At 63.9% G+C, this 16,856-nt stretch carries 13 protein-coding genes; 7 read left to right on the top strand and 6 right to left on the bottom strand.

The features are described 5' to 3' along the window. The first annotated feature begins 48 nt into the window (after nt 1-48). The 3 genes from MLE64_RS07465 to MLE64_RS07455 are packed head-to-tail and all read left to right on the top strand — an operon-like array spanning nt 49 to nt 1,824. Complete coding sequence (locus MLE64_RS07465; RefSeq protein WP_243317151.1) at nt 49-663, top strand: hypothetical protein; 615 nt, start codon at nt 49-51, stop codon at nt 661-663. Beyond that, nucleotides 660-1,076 (top strand): hypothetical protein, encoded by a 417-nt coding sequence (locus MLE64_RS07460; protein WP_243317150.1) that lies wholly within the window; start codon nt 660-662, stop codon nt 1,074-1,076. Before MLE64_RS07465 ends, MLE64_RS07460 begins: the two co-directional genes overlap by 4 nt. Then, entirely contained in the window at nt 1,066-1,824 is a 759-nt protein-coding gene (locus tag MLE64_RS07455; RefSeq protein WP_243317148.1) for an ImmA/IrrE family metallo-endopeptidase, read from the top strand. Before MLE64_RS07460 ends, MLE64_RS07455 begins: the two co-directional genes overlap by 11 nt. A 371-nt stretch (nt 1,825-2,195) precedes the next feature. Here MLE64_RS07455 and MLE64_RS07450 read toward each other — a convergent pair whose 3' ends face one another. The 6 genes from MLE64_RS07450 to MLE64_RS07425 all read right to left on the bottom strand — a co-directional run bounded on the left by MLE64_RS07450 (nt 2,196) and on the right by MLE64_RS07425 (nt 8,609). Beyond that, nucleotides 2,196-2,522, bottom strand: coding sequence for a hypothetical protein (locus tag MLE64_RS07450; protein WP_243317147.1), 327 nt, complete (start codon nt 2,520-2,522; stop codon nt 2,196-2,198). After that, the gene (locus MLE64_RS07445) at nt 2,509-5,598 is read right to left on the bottom strand and encodes an efflux RND transporter permease subunit (RefSeq protein WP_243317145.1); all 3,090 of its coding nucleotides are present in this window, start codon (nt 5,596-5,598) and stop codon (nt 2,509-2,511) included. Before MLE64_RS07445 ends, MLE64_RS07450 begins: the two co-directional genes overlap by 14 nt. Beyond that, a complete protein-coding gene (locus MLE64_RS07440) occupies nt 5,588-6,718 on the bottom strand; it encodes an efflux RND transporter periplasmic adaptor subunit (protein WP_243317144.1) in 1,131 nt (376 codons plus the stop codon). The genes MLE64_RS07445 and MLE64_RS07440 overlap by 11 nt, the downstream gene beginning before the upstream one ends. Beyond that, the gene (locus MLE64_RS07435) at nt 6,715-7,890 is read right to left on the bottom strand and encodes a TolC family protein (protein ID WP_243317143.1); all 1,176 of its coding nucleotides are present in this window, start codon (nt 7,888-7,890) and stop codon (nt 6,715-6,717) included. Before MLE64_RS07435 ends, MLE64_RS07440 begins: the two co-directional genes overlap by 4 nt. Nucleotides 7,891-7,962: 72 nt before the next feature. Further along, complete coding sequence (locus tag MLE64_RS07430) at nt 7,963-8,232, bottom strand: hypothetical protein (protein ID WP_243317141.1); 270 nt, start codon at nt 8,230-8,232, stop codon at nt 7,963-7,965. Next, entirely contained in the window at nt 8,229-8,609 is a 381-nt protein-coding gene (locus tag MLE64_RS07425) for an ArsR/SmtB family transcription factor (protein ID WP_279342966.1), read from the bottom strand. The genes MLE64_RS07430 and MLE64_RS07425 overlap by 4 nt, the downstream gene beginning before the upstream one ends. A gap of 1,082 nt (nt 8,610-9,691) precedes the next feature. Between MLE64_RS07425 and MLE64_RS07420 the strand changes: the two genes are divergently transcribed. Genes MLE64_RS07420 through MLE64_RS07405 form a run of 4 tightly spaced genes read left to right on the top strand, consistent with a single transcriptional unit; the run spans nt 9,692 to nt 16,238 of the window. Then, the gene (locus MLE64_RS07420) at nt 9,692-11,128 is read left to right on the top strand and encodes a TolC family protein (RefSeq protein ID WP_243317139.1); all 1,437 of its coding nucleotides are present in this window, start codon (nt 9,692-9,694) and stop codon (nt 11,126-11,128) included. A 14-nt stretch (nt 11,129-11,142) separates the two neighbouring features. After that, on the top strand, nt 11,143-12,603 hold the full coding sequence (locus MLE64_RS07415) for an efflux RND transporter periplasmic adaptor subunit (RefSeq protein WP_243317138.1): 1,461 nt from the start codon (nt 11,143-11,145) through the stop codon (nt 12,601-12,603). Between the two features lie 10 nt (nt 12,604-12,613). Then, nucleotides 12,614-15,928 (top strand): efflux RND transporter permease subunit, encoded by a 3,315-nt coding sequence (locus MLE64_RS07410; protein WP_243317137.1) that lies wholly within the window; start codon nt 12,614-12,616, stop codon nt 15,926-15,928. 34 nt (nt 15,929-15,962) lie between these two features. Beyond that, a complete protein-coding gene (locus MLE64_RS07405) occupies nt 15,963-16,238 on the top strand; it encodes an eL24 family ribosomal protein (RefSeq protein ID WP_243317136.1) in 276 nt (91 codons plus the stop codon). The last annotated feature ends 618 nt before the right edge of the window (nt 16,239-16,856 follow it).

Genomic DNA, 16,856 nt, shown 5'->3' with positions numbered 1-16,856 from the left:
TCCGGTTCAGGGATAATCTCCGCATACATAGGTGGGAGGAGGAACGTATTGAAGGGTGGTGAATCACTGGACCGCCTGGCGTCACGGGAAGAGGTCGACCAAGCCATCGAGGCCCTTTCGGCCGAGGATATGTATCGGCTCAGGAAAGCGGCTTCGTTCTGCCTACTGGGAAGTGATTACAGTGACCCCGATGAAATCGTTAACGAGGCGATCTGCCGCACCCTGGGTGGGGATCGCCATTGGCCAAAGTCCGTGCCCTTCATCGCCTACATGATTCAGACCATGAAAGGACTAGGGAGTGACTCTCGCAACTCGCTTCAGCAGTCTCGGACCAAGCAGTTGGAAGCCCTCGTACCCGATGGCATGAGTGTCGACGAAGTTCTGGGAAGGTTGGACCAACGCCACCCAGACGCCCTCGCCAATATGATCGAAGTAGAGGCCAGCTCGGAATGGCAGACTCGCGCCAAGGTCGATGCCGACAAGATTGAGGCTTTTTTCGCTGAAGACCTCCAAGTGACCTGGGTCATCCTGGGGATTAAAGATGAACTGCCTCCCGCTGACATCATGGACATGGGCGGCATATCCCAAACTCAGTACGACACGGCCAGACGGCGATTCCGCCGTGGAGTGGCAAAAATCTTCTCTGAGAAGAGGCCATCATGAACCAATCGAAGGCTCGCAAGGAGATTGCAGCCCTTCGGGATGCCGCCCTGGAGGATCTGGCGAAGACCACGGATTTACAGTTGCGGCAGGAAGCCCTTGAGGCTGGTGAGGACCTTGGTGCGATTGCGGCACACATGAGGGCTGTCATGAGAGGTGCCGCCGCCTCGGTCCACCGGCAGCGGCTGGTTCAGGCCAGAGAACAGATGGAAGCACAGGCTCGCGCCCATGTCGCCCCGGTCGCCCGACCTACCTTGGGCCAGATCAAGCAGATCATTCAGACTGCATTCGCCCGCAACCCGGCCCTCGGCTTGGCCTATCGGGAGGGCAAAAATCAGCCCGATGACGACTGGTTGAGCCTCTATGACGACCTGGTTGCCCTTGGCGAGATCAAAACTGGCGACCATGAGCGTTGATCTGAAGCGGTTGTCGCCAGCAGAACGGCTGCTATGGGACTACGGGGTCAGGCGACCGGCACACATTGATTTGGAGGCAATTGCCTTCGACAAAGGAGCAAAGGTTATTTACCGGCGCCTAGGGGGAAGTGAAGCCCGACTGGTCGCCCGGGGAAATCACGCCGTCATCAGCATCAACTCCGATAGCAACGATGGACGCCAGCGGTTCTCACTCGCCCACGAGCTGGCCCACTGGATCAACGATCGGGAGACGGGAGCATTCCTGTGTGCAAAAGAGGACATCGGACCTCAGGACTTCGAGGCCAAGCTTGTAGAGAAGAAAGCCAATGAGTTTGGAAGCCAGTTGCTATTGCCAAATTATCTGGTCGATCCTTGGATGAAAGGTCGGACAGTGACCTTGGGCACGGCCTCCCTGCTTGGCGCTGATTTCAGTACAAGCCTGACGGCTGCCGCGATCAGGTTGATCAGGAGGACCAATGAAAGCGCATGCCTCGTCTGCCATAACCAGACGAGGTTGGTTTGGTTCCAACGAAGTATCCGATTCCCTTCGGAGTACTTTCTGGCTTCTGGACTCCACCCTGAAACCGATGGCTTCCGGATGGCTTTCGGCGGAGCATCAGGGTTATCGGAAGTAAAGGTTGAACCGGCAAATTATTGGATTTCAAGTCGAGGTGTTTCCCGACTGGAAGTTGAAACCCAGTCGGTCAAACTCCCAGATGGGACGGTGCTCACTTTGATTTCCATTTAGCGGGGTCGCTTGGTTGACTAAGGGAGGGAATAGGCAGGCGTCATTGACCCGGGTAGGGATTTACCAGCGGCTCAATTGCTACGACATTCGACGTGATCCAGCCCAACAGTTGGGTTCGCGTGACCAGGGGAACGAAGCCGATCCCGACCCGAAATCGAGCCGGGAGAATCGGCAGAGACCTTCCCGGCGACGGCTACGATCTCCAGAAGATTCATATCCAGACGGAAGCGTCTGGCTGAAAGCCACGCCTTGGGGGCGATGAACCAACAAGCCGAGGTAATGCCGAATAAGTAAATGATCTTCGATAGCCAGGGCACGGCATGGGCTTGGCCGAATCCTTCAGAACCAAGGGCCCCAATGAACCCACCTGCCTACCAGGCGTGTAGACCGAAGGCCAGGGCAGTGAGGGCACCACTCGCCACCATGAGGGCTAATTGAACCCATTGACGGCGCGATTTCCCTTCGGGGGGCCTCCCGTCGGTCCAGGATTCAGCCTTCATGCCTGTACGGGGAATAGCTTGGATGATTGCCTCGGAGGAGGCCGAAGCCCCCTCCTCGACAATCATTATTCCGTTTAGAAGGTCAAGGGAGAGGCGGCCCTCTCCTCCAACCGCCGGGCCCACCTCACGCTTGAGAAGGGCGATCTCCTCGGCGCAGTCCATGCCGTGGATCTTGAAGGCTCGTTTAGATGTGCTCATGCTCCATCTCCTTCGGTTTTCCCACCCAGGCATAGAAGCTTGGGAGGGCCAAAAGGGTGAACAGGGTGCTGGTGATGAGGCCGCCCACCATGACGATGGCCAGGGGGCGCTCCAGTTCGCTGCCGCCGATGCCGAGCAGCATCGGCATGAGGCCGAGGATGGCGCTCCCAGCAGTCATGAGCTTGGGGCGCACGCGACCCAGGCTGGCTTCCTTCAGTGCCTCGTGGAAGGGCATCCCGGCGGCCATCAAATGCTTGGCCTGGGAGATTAGGACGAGGCTGTTCTGCACGGCCACACCGAAGAGCCCAATCATCCCCACGATGGAACTGATGTTCCAGGTCTCCCCCGCGAGCCAGAGCGCGAAGAGCCCCCCGGCGAAGGCGTCTGGCAGGGTCAGCACGACGACCATGACCTCGCGCCAGCGCCCCAGAGCCAGGTAGAGCAGACCCACCGCGAGGGCCAGGGCGGCCCCGATGGCCACCAGCAGCCGCTTCTGGGTCTCGCGGGCCTCCTCGATTTTGCCACCCAGCTTCACGACGGTACCTTTGGGCAACGTGATGCTCTTCAGGGCCTTCTCCAGGCGATCCGCCGTGCCACCGAGGTCGCCCGAGGTACGGACGTTCAGGGCCAGGCGCCGCTGGGCCGCCTCGCGGCGGATCAGGCTGGGCGTGCTGGCCTCCTCGAAGCGGGCGACCTGGCCCAGCTCCACCACACGGCCATCCTCGAGGACCAGGGGCAGGCGCTTGAGGGTCTCGGGGCTGGTGCGGCCATCGTCTGGGAAACGGACGATCCGTTCGATCCGCTGGGGGCCGTCGAAGCGGGGCGTGGTGTCGAGGCCCTGCAGGGCGGTCTTCAAGGTCTTCACGATCAGGGGCCGTGGGACATCGAGACGCCGGAGGGCGTCTTCGTCCGGCACCACGGTCCACTTCGGCAGGGATCCGGCGCCCTCGGGTGTAACGGATGCCACGCCCGGTACCTTGGCCAAGGCTTCCTGGATGCTGGAGAGCTGGGTCTGAAGAACCCCTAGGTCCGGGTGGAAGAGCTTCACCTGGATGTCTGCTGGCGTGCCGCCGATACCTTCGGCGATGCGCATCTGCATGGGCGTGGTCAGCTCCACCGGGTAGGGCAGTTCCTCGGAGATTTCAGCGACCTCCTTCTGCACTTCGGGAGTTCGCTTGGTGCCATCCAGCACCACCAGCACGTCGGAGATCGTGTGGGGCATGGGGTCCTCAGTCAGCTCGGAGCGCCCGGTCCGGCGATAGACGGACGACACACCGGGGAGCTTCACCAGCTTCTGTTCGAGCTGGAAGTTGGCTTCGTCGACGGCAGCGAGGCTCGTTTCCGCCGGCAGGATGCTGTTGAGGAGGAGGGCCCCTTCATCCAGGTTGGGCAGGAAGTTGCTTCCCAGGTGCAGGGCCAGCCAGAGGCTCGGGATGGTCAGCCCCAGGGCCAGCACCCGCACGATGGGGCCATGGCCCATGGCCCATGCGAGGCCCGGGCGGTAGACGCGCTTCAGGGTCACCACCAGACGGGGCTCCTCAAGCTGAGCGCCGGGCGGAAGGAACCGCTCCACGAGGGCGGGCACCAGGGTGAAGCTCAAGACCAGACTGAGGGTCATAGCTGCGGCGATAGCGATGGCCAGCGGCGCATAGAGCCTGCCCGCGAGTCCCCCGATGGCCAGCAACGGGATGAAGACGGCGAGGATGACCAGCACCGCCGTGAGGACGGGAATCCCCACTTCAGCGGCAGCCCGGGTAAGGGCCACCCTGCGAGGTTCGATGTGATCCCGATGCTCATGGAGGCGATGCGCGAGGTTCTCCACCATGATCACGGCGGCATCCACCAGCAGGCCCACGGCGATGGCGAGGCCACCCAGGGTCATGGCGTTGAGGCCCATGCCTGCGGCGTTCAGGGGGATCGCCGCTCCAAGGGTGGCCAGGGGTAGCACGGCGATGACGATGAGGGCCGCCCGGAAGTTCCCCAGGAGGAGCACGAGCACCAGGGCCACGAAGAGCCCACCGAGCAGGAGCGCCAGCGTCACGCCGTTCAGGGCGTGGGTGACGAGCCTTCCCTGGTCGTACATCAAGGTCAGGTCCATGCCTTCGGGAAGGCTCTGGCGCAGTTCATCCAGGGCCTTCCGTGTCTCACGCGAGACCGCCAGGGTTTCCGCCGTGGGCTGGCGAACCACCCGAAGGCTCACGTCCTCGTGGCCCTGGTGACGAGCGAGCCCGCGCCGGAAGCCAGCGCCTTCACGGACTTCAGCGACATCGCCCAGAAGGATCGTCCCCCGGGGTGTTTTCAAGCGGAGCTTCTTCACAGCCTCGGGCTGGGCCGCGAGGCTGCCCACGGTGATGAACCAACCCTTGTCCTGGATCTCCATCACGCCGGCGGCGCTGTCCTGGTGGGTGCCGTCCATGGCTTCGAGGATCTGGGTGAGGCTCACGCCCTGGAGACGCATCCGTTCGGGTTGGACGATGACCTGGAGCTGGCGCTCCTCGCCGCCCAGGCGCTCGACGCGGGCGACGCCGGGGACGGCCTGAAGCCGGGGGATGATCACCTTCTCCGTGTGGTCCCGCAGCTTCATGGGGTCCGTGGCGGGGCCTTCCAGCACGATCTCCATGATCTCCTGGAGGCGCCCGGCGGCACTGGAGACGAGCGGGGCCCGGGTTCCCTCCGGGAAGTTGCCGATGATGCCCGCGAGGCGTTCGGCCACGAGCTGCCGGGCCCTCCAGGGGTCGGTGTCCCCTTCGAAGGAGACCACGACCTGGACGACTTCGGCCTGCACGGTGCTCACGACGCGCTTGACGCCCGGAAGCCCCCCGATGGCCTGCTCCACCGGCTGGGCCACGGTCAGCTCCAGCTCCGTGGCGGCCCGTCCCGGGCTCTGGATGAGGAGGTTGAGGCTGGGGAGGGTGAGATCCGGGAAGAGGTCGCGCTTCAACGTCGCGAAGCTGGCGAGCCCGGCGACGCCCCACACGAGGGCCAGCGCGAACACCCACCCCTTGCGCGGGAGCATCCAGTCGAACCAGCGGCGGATCAGGGAGCGGTGGTGGGGAGTGGTCGGCTCAGTGGTCATGGTCTTCCCCGCCGCTCTTACGCTTGATCTGGAGGGACTTCAGCAGATAGGCCCCTTCGCCCACCACGGTCTCGCCGGGCTTCACACCGTCGAGCACCATCACGTCGGTGCCCAGCTCAGGGCCCCGGCGCACGGGCCGGAACTCGGCCTCTTCGCCATCCTTCACGAAGACACCCCAGATGCCTTCCACCTGCTGAAGGGCGCTCTGGGGAAGAACGACTGTCCTGGCCAGGGGCACATGGACTTCCAGCGGCGTGCCGGGAATCGGCAGTGGACCCCCGAGCAGCCGCAGGCGGTAGCTCAGGCGCCGGGTGTCCGTGGTGAGGGTCATGGGCGTGCCCTCCAGCCGGGCCTTCCAGCGCTGGCCGTCGCCCTTCCGGACCTCCGTGACCGCGCCAGGCCGCCAGTTCTCGGGGGCCGGGAGCGGCAGCTCCAGCCGGACGATGGCGGCGGAAGCGGCCTGGAAGCTGCCCAGGTCCTGCCCGGCCTCGACCCCCTGCCCGAGCTGGATCTTGTAGGTCGTGACCACCCCCGCCTTCGGGGCCTTCACGGTCAGGACGGCGCCGGCAGCTTCCGGCTTCAGGCCCCGGGCCTCCAGGGCGAGCCGGGCGGCCTCCTCCTCCGCCCGGGCCGTGGCCGCGTCGCTTCGGGCGGCTTCCTGGTCCCGCCTCGAACCGGCCTGGGCTTCGTAGAGACGCTGCTCCCGGGCCAGTTCGGCTTCCGCGCGTTCGCGCTTCGCCCTGGTGGACAGCCAGTCGGCTTTGAGACGGGCCAGCTCCGGACTCTGGAGGGTGATCAGCCCGGCCCCGGTCCCGACGCGCCGGCCCGGGGAAACCTGGATGGCCGAGACGATGCCTTTCACAGGGCTGCTGAGGATCGCCTGGGCGGATTCGTCCCCGATGGCCTCGGCGGGATACCAGGCCCCCTCGGCCGTCGGTTCAGGGACGACCAGGAACCGGAGCCCCCGGATCTCCTTCAGCGGGAGGTGCATGGGCTCGTCGCCCCGGGTGGCCTCATCCTTGTGGGCCTCCTTGGTTTCAGGGGGCGCGGCCTTGCGGTCGCATGCCGTGGTGGCGATCAGCACAAGGGATAAGAGGGACAGTCGAAGGACATGGTTCATGGGTTCACCCCGTTGGTGAGGGCCTGGACTTCGGCGGACAGAAGGTGGGCGGCGTAGAGGCGGCGGAAGGAAGCGGCCTTCGCCTCCAGGAGCTGGCGGCGGATGGGCAGGGCCTCGGAAGGGCGTTCCTTGCCCTCGCTGAGGCGCAAGCTGATGGCCTTGAGGGACTGCTCGAAGCCCGTGAAGGGCAAGGGCGGCGTGGCGGTCTGAAGCCTTGCCAGCGCGGATTGGAAGCGGGCATCCAGTTCCAGTAGGGCGGTCTCCAGCTCACGCTTGGTGGCCTGGATAGTGGCCTCCGTCTCCCGCCGGACGGCCTGACCTTCACCCGGGCGGGGAAAGCGATACGCAAAGACAACCTTGCCGATGCGGTCTTCCCCTTCCTTGCCGTAGCTGCCTCGGAGACTCCACCGGCTGGTGGCGATGGCTTCCTGGTGCCGAAGGGCCTGCTCTTCCAGATCCAGACGCTCCTGGATGGCCCGGCGCAGGGTGCTGGCCTCGAACCTGGGTTGGAGGTCGTCGGAGGGTGGCAGGGAAGCCTCCCCCGGGGCCGCCAAAACGGTAGGTGCCGAGGGCACATCAGCCAGGGATCGCAGCACGGCCCAGGCGTTCAGTCGCTGGCGGCGGGCCTCGTCCAGATCAGCCTGGGCGCGGAGCCGCTCGCCTTCGACCAGGGTCACCTGGAACGCGGGGTCCGCTCCGGTCTCCAGCCGCACCTGGGCGGCTTTGAACCACGCTTGCACCGTCGCGAGATCCGTCTCCCGAAGGTGCAGGACCTCCTCGGCCAGCCAGGCGTCCAGATAGGCTTGGCGGAGACGGAAACGTGCCTCAATCTTGGCGGCGTCACGAAGCGCCGGGTCGGCCTTGCCGAGGGATGCCTCCAGGCGACTCCGGGTGCCTTGCGACAAAAACAACGGCAAGTCCAGATCTATGGTCTGGTCCGTTGTCGTCGGAGCGATAGGGTTCGTGCGAGGCCCGGCGGCGATGCCAAGGGCTGGTCCCTCGCGCAGGAATCCACGTGTGCTGGCCAGGGCTCGATGCCGTTCAGCGAGCAGGGCCTCGGTCCGGAATTGCTCGGGGCTGGTCCGGGCCCGCTGGATGATGTCGTCGTAGGAGAGGGGCGGCGCCTGCGCGAAGAGCAGGCAGGGCATCGCCCCAAGAAGGAGAGATCGCATGGGAGCCTCAATCGGTTCGAGTGGATGGCGCGGCAAGGCGAGGCCCAGCCGTGGCTTCGAAGCTGGAATCGCTCAGGCCCGGGGGGGACCCTTCTCGGGTTCGATGACCATGCTGACGAGGTGCTCGGCCCGCTCGGCCTCGTAACGAGGGCGAGGCAACGGATCGGGGGCCGGGGGAACCGGAGACTCCGGGACTGGGACGGTGGCACAGCCATCCGCACAGAGGATGTGGCAGATGGGGGCACAGTCGTCGTTCACGCCTTCGGTGCACTGATCCAGACTCGTTGCGCCCAGGTAGAAGGAAACCAGGCAGAGGAGCAGGATCGCGACCCAGCGCTTCATGACGCGGTCACTTGAGCGTGGGTGTGGGTCTCCTCGATGAGGCAGAGCCCGTGATACATGAGCTTGGTCACGCATGGATCCACGATGCGGTAGTGGATGTGGGTCCCATGACGGCGCGTGCTGAGGATGCTCAAGTCAACCAGACGGCGGAGCTGGTTGGAGACCGCCTGGGGCTTCATTCCCACGGCTTCGGCCAGGTCGCTCATGCAGGGGTCGCCTAGGAGCACAAGGGCATGGAGAAGACGGAGCCTGGTGTCGGAGGCGAGCACATCGAAGATCCGCGCCAGTTCAGAAGATTCGCCGGGACCCAACAGAGGTCGCTTCGTGAGAGGCGTCTTAGGGGGACAAGGAGAGACCTTCAGGGTGGGCTTAGCCATCGGAGTCATGATACACGGAGTCGTGTAATAGTGGATTGCCCTCCTACCATACACCGCAGTGATTCATTACCTTCCACCACCCGGTATCCGGCACTTCTCCCGGAACATGGATGGCTTACGCCCGCTCCGAAACGGCGGGATTTGAGTGCCTAGGGTGAGAAGAGGCGTGCCACTGCCGGTAGAGAATGCGAAGCCGCCTTACCTCTCTGCCCATGCCGGTGTCGTGCACAGGCCGTAAGGGTGCCGGTCAGGGCTCTCTGGCGAAGGCCAAGCCGCGCCATGGTGACGGGACGTTTAGGCGGCGGGCCTCACGATTCGAAAGATTAAGAACAGATTAAAGAGAGAGCTCCATTTCAGTGACTCGAGTCACGACTGGGCTCAAGCGGCTTCGCATCGTCGATTTACACGTAAATCGCTTTATTCGAATTAATAGATCAAAGTCCTGCGAGACGAAATTCTCCGGGAATCGACCTGGAGGAAGGTTCGGAATGTGAAAGTGCGTTGCATGAGATGACCCCCGGTCTAGACTTCCCCCCAAGAGGTGGTGTCCCTTGCGTCGTCTGTTCCACTACATCGCGATTGCGATCCTGACCTTGGTCGGGCCGGTGGAAATGGCGCGCATGGTGGCAGGGCCAGCAGCTTTGGCCTGCCTTTGTGGATGTGGGGCCGTTTCCGATGCAGACTGTGCGTGCGCGACGAAGCCGATGGCCCCGAATCGGCCGACTTCGCCTGCGACGCAAGGTGGCGCCGGATCCAACTGCTCTTCTCCGAGCACGCCTTGTCCAGGAGGGGTATCCTCCACATCCTCGAGCATGGCCGAAGAGAACCTTGCTGAAAGAGATCTGAACCCAGAACGGAAGCCCGAGCCCAGGCCTTGGGCCGGTGTGCTAGTCCGTGAGATGTCCTTTGCCATCCGGGAAGGGCATGCCCTTAATTGGACGGTTCGGGCTACGGATATTCCACGCGGTCGGCCCCTGGACACACTCGCAATCTTGGCGGTATTTCGGATTTGAGGGGATCGGCTTGTCCAGCTGAAAAAGCTGATTGGAGCTGCACCCACCCTCATTTCTCGGAGTTCGTCCATGCGCAGATTCGCGCGCCTGGCATTGGGCCTCATCCCGGTCGTCGGGTGGGCCCAGACCCAGGCATCCCCAACCGCTTCAGCTTCCTTGCCTGCCAACCTACAGGCGGCGCAGACGGAAGACCCTCTTTTGAAATCGCTGATCCAGGAGACCCTGGATCGCAACCCGGATCTCGCTAAGGCCAAATCCTTGGTGGAGGCCGAGAAAGAGCGCGTCCCTCAATCCAAGGCCTTACCCGACCCCAGCCTGACGCTGGGCCTTCAGAACGATGGATTCAAAGGGATCCAGGTCGGAAAGATGGAGACGAGCTACTACCAGGTAATGCTCACCCAGCCGCTGTACTGGCCCGGGAAGCGGAGTCTCCGAGGCGAAATCTCTAGCCTTGGAGCCGAGGCATCGAAGCTGACGGAAGACCGTACTCGTCTCACCCTCATCGCCGACGTGAAACGGGCTTATTTCGGACTGCTGCTCGTGCGCGGACAAATGGAACTGCTCGATCAGCAGGCCCTCTTCTGGCAGAAGGCCAGCGACATCACCAAGCTGAGGTATGAGGTGGGCCAAGGGTCGCAGGCGGATCTTCTCCGGGCCCAGCTTGAACAGAACCGCATCCGTCAGGCACGCATCTCGCTCCGCTCCGAGGAGCAGGTCCTCCAGGCCACGTTGAACCGGCTTCGCGGGCTCTCATCCGAGGAGCCGATTCCAACAACAGCCCGTCTTGAGGATGTTCTCCCCGAGGCAAGCCCGGTAGAGATCTGGACGAGCCGGGCCGAAAAGGAGAGCCCTGAACTTCAGGCCGCCCGCCTCGGCATCAAGCAGGCAGAACGCAGCCTGGATCTGGCCAAGCGGGATCGTTACCCGGATTTTGCGGTCAGCGCCGGCATCATGCCCCGCGGTGGACTTGATCCCATGTGGCAGGTCGGATTCTCCGTCTCCCTTCCTGTCTGGTCCAAGCAGAAACAACAGCGGGCTGTCTCTGAGCAGGAACTCCGTCGGCGCGCTCAGGGCTCCGACGCAGAAAGCATCCGTATTCTTCTCAACCAAAGAATCCACGAGCGTTCGGCCCAGCTAGAAGCGGCACTCGACACGTTGCGGCTCTACCGAGAAGGGCTGTTGGTCCAGAGCGAGTCCAGTTTCCAGGCCAATTTGGCTCAGTATGAAACCGGTCGCGCACCTTTCCTGAGCGCGTTAGAGGCTCTCAACGGCTGGATTTCCGATCGAGGTGGGTTCCTCCAGACCCTGGCGCAAGCGCAGGCTCTGCAAATCGCCCAAGAGGAATTCAACCTGGCGGGGACACCTGCCATCACCGCTCAAAGCTTGAGCAGTGGGTCCATGGGGATGGGTGGGAGCCCTGGCGGATCCGCCATGCCCTCGTCCCCTGCCAAATCCGGAACGACCTCCGCCAAGGGCGAAGGCGGTCCTGCCATGAAATCGATGTGAGCCCGGAGTAGACCATGATTGATGAATCCATTGAGACAACCCCCGCCCGCCCCTCCCGCCTCCGCACACTAGGCCTGGTGGCCTTGGGGCTGGTGGCCGGTGTGGGAGGCACCCTGCTCCTGCGCCCCACGCCCAAGCATGACCATGGGGCCGAATCCGCCACCACGGCTTCAACGCCCAAGAAGCAGATGTTCCAGTGCCCCATGCATCCTCAGATCATCCAGGACCATGCGGGAACCTGCCCCATCTGCGGCATGGACCTGGTGCCCATGGATGGGGAGGCTCCCAAGGACAAGGGGAAGATCGTCTACTATCGCTCCCCGATGAATCCCAGCATGACGTCCCAGGTCCCCATGAAGGACGAAATGGGCATGGACTATGTCCCTGTCTACGAGGGCGACCTGAAGGGTGAAGGAACGGGGATCGAGTCCCATGCCACGGTGAAAATCGATCACGAGCGCCAGCAGTTGATCGGCCTGAGAACGGACAAAGTGACTGAAGGCCTCGTCGGCGGGGAGCTCCGCACCGTCGGCCGCGTGGCGGTGGACGAGACACGCGTTCGCAAGGTGAACGTGAAGGTGGAGGGTTTCGTGGAGAAGCTCTTCGTGGACTACGTGGGCAAGCCCGTGGCCAAGGGCCAGCCCTTGTTCAGCCTCTACAGCCCTGAGTTCGTCAGCGCCCAGCGGGAATACCTGCTGGCCCTGAAGACCCAGAAGGCCCTGAGCAGTGGATCGCTCCAGCAGTCCGGTGGCGAGCTGCTGGAATCTGCGAAGCGGCGCCTGCTGCTCTGGGATGTGCCTGCGGAGGCCGTGGACCGCCTGGAGAAGACAGGCGAGGTCCAGAAGTCCCTCACCTTGCGCAGCCCCATCTCGGGCATCGTGACGGCGAAGAACGTGGTGGAAGGCGCCCGGATTACCCCTGCGGACATCCCCTTCGAAATCACGGACCTAAGTCGTGTGTGGGTTCTCACGGACATCTACGAGGCCGAGCTCGGCCGTGTGAAGGTGGGTGCGTCTGCGGACCTAAGCCTCGAGAGCCAGCCGGGCCACACCTTCAAGGGTCGGGTGGCCTTCGTGGACCCTGTCATGGATCCCAAGACCCGCACGGCCAAAGCCCGCCTGGAATTCGCCAACCCCAAGGGTGACCTGAAGCCCGAGATGTTCGGAGAGGTCCTACTCAAGGGCCCGGGGCGAAAGGGTCTGCTGGTTCCCCTGGACGCTGTGCTGGATGCCGGCACCACCAAGGTGGCCTTCATTGCCCTGGGTGACGGCAAGTTTGAACCCAGGGAAGTGACCACTGGTACCACCGTGGGCGAGAAGGTCGAGATCCGTTCGGGCCTGAAGGCCGGTGACGAGGTGGTCGTCCGCGCGAACTTCCTGGTGGATTCCGAGTCCCGCCTCAAGGCCGCCCTGGCACACCTGAGCCAGAAACCCGCTTCCCCGGCCGCCGCCCCGGCGGGCGGCCACCAACACTGAAGGGGAAGAGATGAGCGGAAACGTCGCCTACGACCCTGAACACCCGACCTTCCTGCAGCGGATCATCCGCTTCTCGGCGGAGAACCGCTGGCTGGTGATGGCCGCCTCGGCGGTTCTGCTTGCCATGTCCTTCTGGACCATGCGGAACATCCCACTGGACGCGCTGCCGGACCTGAGCGACACCCAGGTTATCGTCTACAGCAAGTGGGACCGGAGCCCCGACATCGTCGAGGACCAGGTCACCTACCCCATCGTCACTAGCCTCCTGGGCGCCCCGAAGGTGAAGGCGGTCCGAGCCCTGTCAGATTTCGGGTTCTCCTACGTCTACGTGATCTTCGAGGACGGCACGGACATCTACTGGGCCCGCAGCCGCACGCTGGAGTACCTCTCCAAGATCACCTCGAGCCTGCCACCCGGGGTGCAGACCTCCATCGGCCCCGACGCCACCTCCGTGGGCTGGATCTACCAGTACGCCCTGGTGGATCACAGCGGGAAGCACAGCACGGATGAGCTGCGCTCGCTCCAGGACTGGTTCCTGCGCTACTCCGTCCAGAGCACACCGGGCGTGGCCGAGGTGGCCACCGTCGGTGGCCAGGCCCGGCAGTTCCAGGTCCAGGTGGACCCCAACAAACTCGCAGCCTACAAAATCCCCATCGAGTCTGTCATCGGAGCGGTGAAGGGAGCCAATGCCGAAGTCGGTGGCAGGCTCGTGGAATACAGTGGCCGCGAGTACATGGTTCGGGGACGTGGCTACGTCAAATCCACCAAGGATCTCGAGCAAGCTGTGCTCAAAGCAGAGAACGGTACGCCCGTTCGCCTAAGTGAAGTAGCCACCGTGAGCCTCGGCCCTGAGATGCGCAGGGGTATTGCTGACCTGGACGGTCACGGCGACGTGGTGGGTGGCATTGTGGTCATGCGCCAAGGTGAGAATGCTCTGAACGTCATTGAGCGCGTGAAGGCCAAGCTGGCTGAACTGAAGAAGGGACTCCCGGAGGGTGTGGAGATCGTCTCAGTCTACGACCGCTCCGAGCTGATCAACCACGCCATCAGCACCGTGAAGCACAAGCTCATCGAGGAGATGATCGTCGTCTCCATCATCATCCTCATCTTCCTGTGGCACGTGCCCTCGGCCCTGGTGCCCATCATCACCATCCCCGTGAGCGTGGCGCTGGCCTTCATCCCGATGTACGGCATCGGGCAGAACGCCAACCTCATGAGCCTGGCGGGCATCGCCATCTCCATCGGCGTGCTGGTGGATGGCGCCATCGTGGAGGTGGAGAACGCCTACAAGAAGATCGAGAAGTGGATCGAGGCGGGGAAACCGGGGGACTTCCACCACGTGAGGCTGGAGGCCCTGATGGAGGTGGGGCCATCGGTGTTCTTCTCCCTGCTGGTGGTGGCGGTGAGCTTCATGCCCATCTTCACCCTGCTGGACCAGGAGGGTCGCCTCTTCAAGCCCCTGGCCTACTCCAAGAACCTAGCCATGGCCATCGCGGCCATCCTGGCCCTGACGCTCGATCCCGCCATGCGCATGCTCTTCGCGCGGGTGGAGCCCTTCATGTTCAAGCCCCGGTGGCTGGCCTGGACCTTCACCCAGATCGCCGTGGGCAAGTACTACGCCGAGGAGAAGCATCCCATCAGCGTCTTCCTCCACCGCATCTACGAGGGGCCCTGCCGCTTCGTGGTGAGGCACGCCAAGGCCACCATCGCCGTGGCCGTGCTGCTGGTGGCGGCCACCATTCCCGCGTTCATGAGCCTGGGCAGCGAGTTCATGCCGCCCCTCAACGAAGGCACGCTCCTCTACATGCCCTCCACGCTGCCAGGTCTCAGCCAGACCGAGGCCCAGCGCATCCTCCAGGTGCAGGACCGCCTCATCCGCACCGTGCCCGAGGTGGACCGCGTCTTCGGCAAGGCGGGCCGGGCGGACACCGCCACGGATCCCGCCCCCTTCTCCATGATGGAGACGGTCATCGTCCTCAAGCCCGAAGACCAGTGGCGCGAGAAGCCTAGGTGGTTCAGCTCCTGGGCTCCGGACTTCCTGAAAGCGTTGCTCCGGCCCATCTGGCGGGATCGCATCACCCAGGAGGATATTGTCGCGGAGCTGGACCGCGTGGTGAAACTCCCGGCCATCCCCAACGCCTGGACCATGCCCATCAAGGCCCGCCTCGACATGCTCAGTACAGGCATCCGCACCCCCGTCGGCCTCAAGATCAACGGCGCCGACCTGGAGACGATCCAGAAGGTGTCGGTCGACGCGGAGCGAATCCTGTCGGGCGTTCCGGGCACCCGCAGCGCCTTCGCGGAGCGCACGGCCCAGGGCTACTTCCTGGACTTCGTGCTCAAGCGCGACCAGCTGGCCCGCTACGGGCTCAGCGTGGAGCAGGCCAACATGCTGGTGATGACCGCCATCGGCGGAGACAACCAGAGCACGGTCTATGACGGCCGGGCCCGCTACCCCGTGAACGTGCGCTACGCCCGGGATTACCGCGAGAGTCCTGAAGCGCTGAAGCGTGTTCTGGTTCCCGCACCCAATGGCGCCATGATCCCCATGGAGGAAATTGCCGAACTGAAGTGGACGAATGGCCCCGCCATGATCCGCGACGAGAACGGCCAGATGAACGGCTACGTGCTGGTGGATTTCGACACGTCGAAGTTCGACGTGGGCACCTACGTCCAACACGCCAAGGCCGCGGTGGAGAAGGACCTCAAGCTGCCCGCGGGCTACAGCCTCACCTGGTCCGGGCAGTACGAGAACATGATCCGCGTGAAGGAGCGGCTGAAGGTCATCCTGCCCATCACGCTGGTGCTGATCTTCGGCCTGCTCTACGCCAACACCAAGAGCGCCTTCAAGGCCTCCGTGGTGATGCTGGCCGTGCCCTTCAGCGCCATCGGCGCCTTCTGGCTCCTGTGGGCCCTGGGCTACAACATGAGCATCGCCGTCTGGGTGGGCCTCATCGCCCTCATGGGCCTGGACGCCGAGACCGGCGTGTTCATGCTGCTCTTCCTCGACCTCAGCCACGACGAGGCGAAGCGGGAGGGCCGCCTGAACACTACCGGCGACCTGGTGGAGGCCATCATCCACGGGGCCGTGAAGCGGGTGCGGCCCAAGGCCATGACCGTCTTCGCGGCCTTCATGGGCCTGCTGCCCATCATGTGGAGCACGGGCACGGGCGCCGATGTCATGAAGCGCATCGCCGCGCCCATGGTGGGCGGCCTGGCCACCAGCTTCCTGCTGGAGCTGCTGGTCTACCCCTCCATCTACTACCTCTGGAAGCGCAAGGAGGTGGTGGAGGGACCCATGACTTCATCCCCTGAACCAGCCTGATTCCGGTGGATCAGGCCTTACCAAGGAGCACCAGATGCGCAATGCAGTTCTCCTTACCTTCACCATCATCGCCGCGGCCACGAACCTGGAAGCGGCCAAGCCTGCCACGAATGGCCGCTGCCCTGTTCTGGGCAACCCCGTGGCCGATCGGAATCAGGTCGTGACTGTCCGGGAACGGAACTATTACGTCTGCTGTTCAGACTGCGGCCAGCAACTGACCCAGAAACCTGACCAGTTCCTGGATCAGGAGGGGCGACCGAGGAACGCCAGCAGCACTCAGACAGGGGGCAAGGTACGCGATCACTACTGAGCAAACAGCCGTCTGTTCATCCAGGTGGATGGATGTGCCAGCCACCCCAGGCCCTGGCTTCTGCGTCCACCTAAGGGGGCCTAGCCCTTCATAAGGAGTCACCCATGAAACCTTCTTCCATGAGCCACCGTCAACCATGATCCACGCCTGCCTCGTGGTACCCGCCAGTCCCGGCCCGAATCCGCGCGCCTCATTCAGCGCGGGTGCTTCCTTGATTCCGCGGGGGCGGGTCATGGCGGCACTCACCGGGAAGGACGGGAAGGGTGTCCGGATGGGCGCCCCCGGACCCGGAGGACCTGCTTACAAGGGCGCAGGTCTCTCCGGTTCCGGCCCCGGGGCGGGGCTGGCGGAGCATCCGCTGTGGCGAGGTCAGCGCCGCGGACGGGCAGATCGTTCATGCCTGATCGAACCCCTCACGCGGTACTGCCACTCAGACAGGAGGCATTCATGAACATTCTCGCCATGGGCATCATGATGGCGCTGGGCTGGATGATCTTCCACGGTAAGGGCCACCATGGCCCCTCCCGAGAGCCCCAACCCCGAACGGCAGAGCGCGAGGCTCCCCGTTCTGGACCAGCCGAATCTCAGCGAAATCCGGGGGAATCGGGCCTCCCGGGG

Origin of the sequence: Geothrix paludis (genome assembly GCF_022808815.1) — a bacterium.
In the GTDB taxonomy this organism is placed as follows: Bacteria; Acidobacteriota; Holophagae; order Holophagales; family Holophagaceae; genus Geothrix; species Geothrix paludis.
The sequence above is the reverse complement of the archived record's forward strand: the minus strand, read 5'-3'. Positions and strand labels throughout refer to the sequence as shown.

What these genes read in the sequence shown, in the direction of transcription:
- MLE64_RS07415 (WP_243317138.1), top strand. Translation starts at nt 11,143, where the DNA reads ATGATTGATGAATCCATTGAGACAACCCCCGCCCGCCCCTCCCGCCTC.
- MLE64_RS07420 (WP_243317139.1), top strand. Translation starts at nt 9,692, where the DNA reads ATGCGCAGATTCGCGCGCCTGGCATTGGGCCTCATCCCGGTCGTCGGG.
- MLE64_RS07450 (WP_243317147.1), bottom strand. Translation starts at nt 2,522, where the DNA reads ATGAGCACATCTAAACGAGCCTTCAAGATCCACGGCATGGACTGCGCC.
- MLE64_RS07425 (WP_279342966.1), bottom strand. Translation starts at nt 8,609, where the DNA reads ATGGCTAAGCCCACCCTGAAGGTCTCTCCTTGTCCCCCTAAGACGCCT.
- MLE64_RS07460 (WP_243317150.1), top strand. Translation starts at nt 660, where the DNA reads ATGAACCAATCGAAGGCTCGCAAGGAGATTGCAGCCCTTCGGGATGCC.
- MLE64_RS07455 (WP_243317148.1), top strand. Translation starts at nt 1,066, where the DNA reads ATGAGCGTTGATCTGAAGCGGTTGTCGCCAGCAGAACGGCTGCTATGG.
- MLE64_RS07435 (WP_243317143.1), bottom strand. Translation starts at nt 7,890, where the DNA reads ATGCGATCTCTCCTTCTTGGGGCGATGCCCTGCCTGCTCTTCGCGCAG.
- MLE64_RS07430 (WP_243317141.1), bottom strand. Translation starts at nt 8,232, where the DNA reads ATGAAGCGCTGGGTCGCGATCCTGCTCCTCTGCCTGGTTTCCTTCTAC.
- MLE64_RS07405 (WP_243317136.1), top strand. Translation starts at nt 15,963, where the DNA reads ATGCGCAATGCAGTTCTCCTTACCTTCACCATCATCGCCGCGGCCACG.
- MLE64_RS07440 (WP_243317144.1), bottom strand. Translation starts at nt 6,718, where the DNA reads ATGAACCATGTCCTTCGACTGTCCCTCTTATCCCTTGTGCTGATCGCC.
- MLE64_RS07410 (WP_243317137.1), top strand. Translation starts at nt 12,614, where the DNA reads ATGAGCGGAAACGTCGCCTACGACCCTGAACACCCGACCTTCCTGCAG.
- MLE64_RS07445 (WP_243317145.1), bottom strand. Translation starts at nt 5,598, where the DNA reads ATGACCACTGAGCCGACCACTCCCCACCACCGCTCCCTGATCCGCCGC.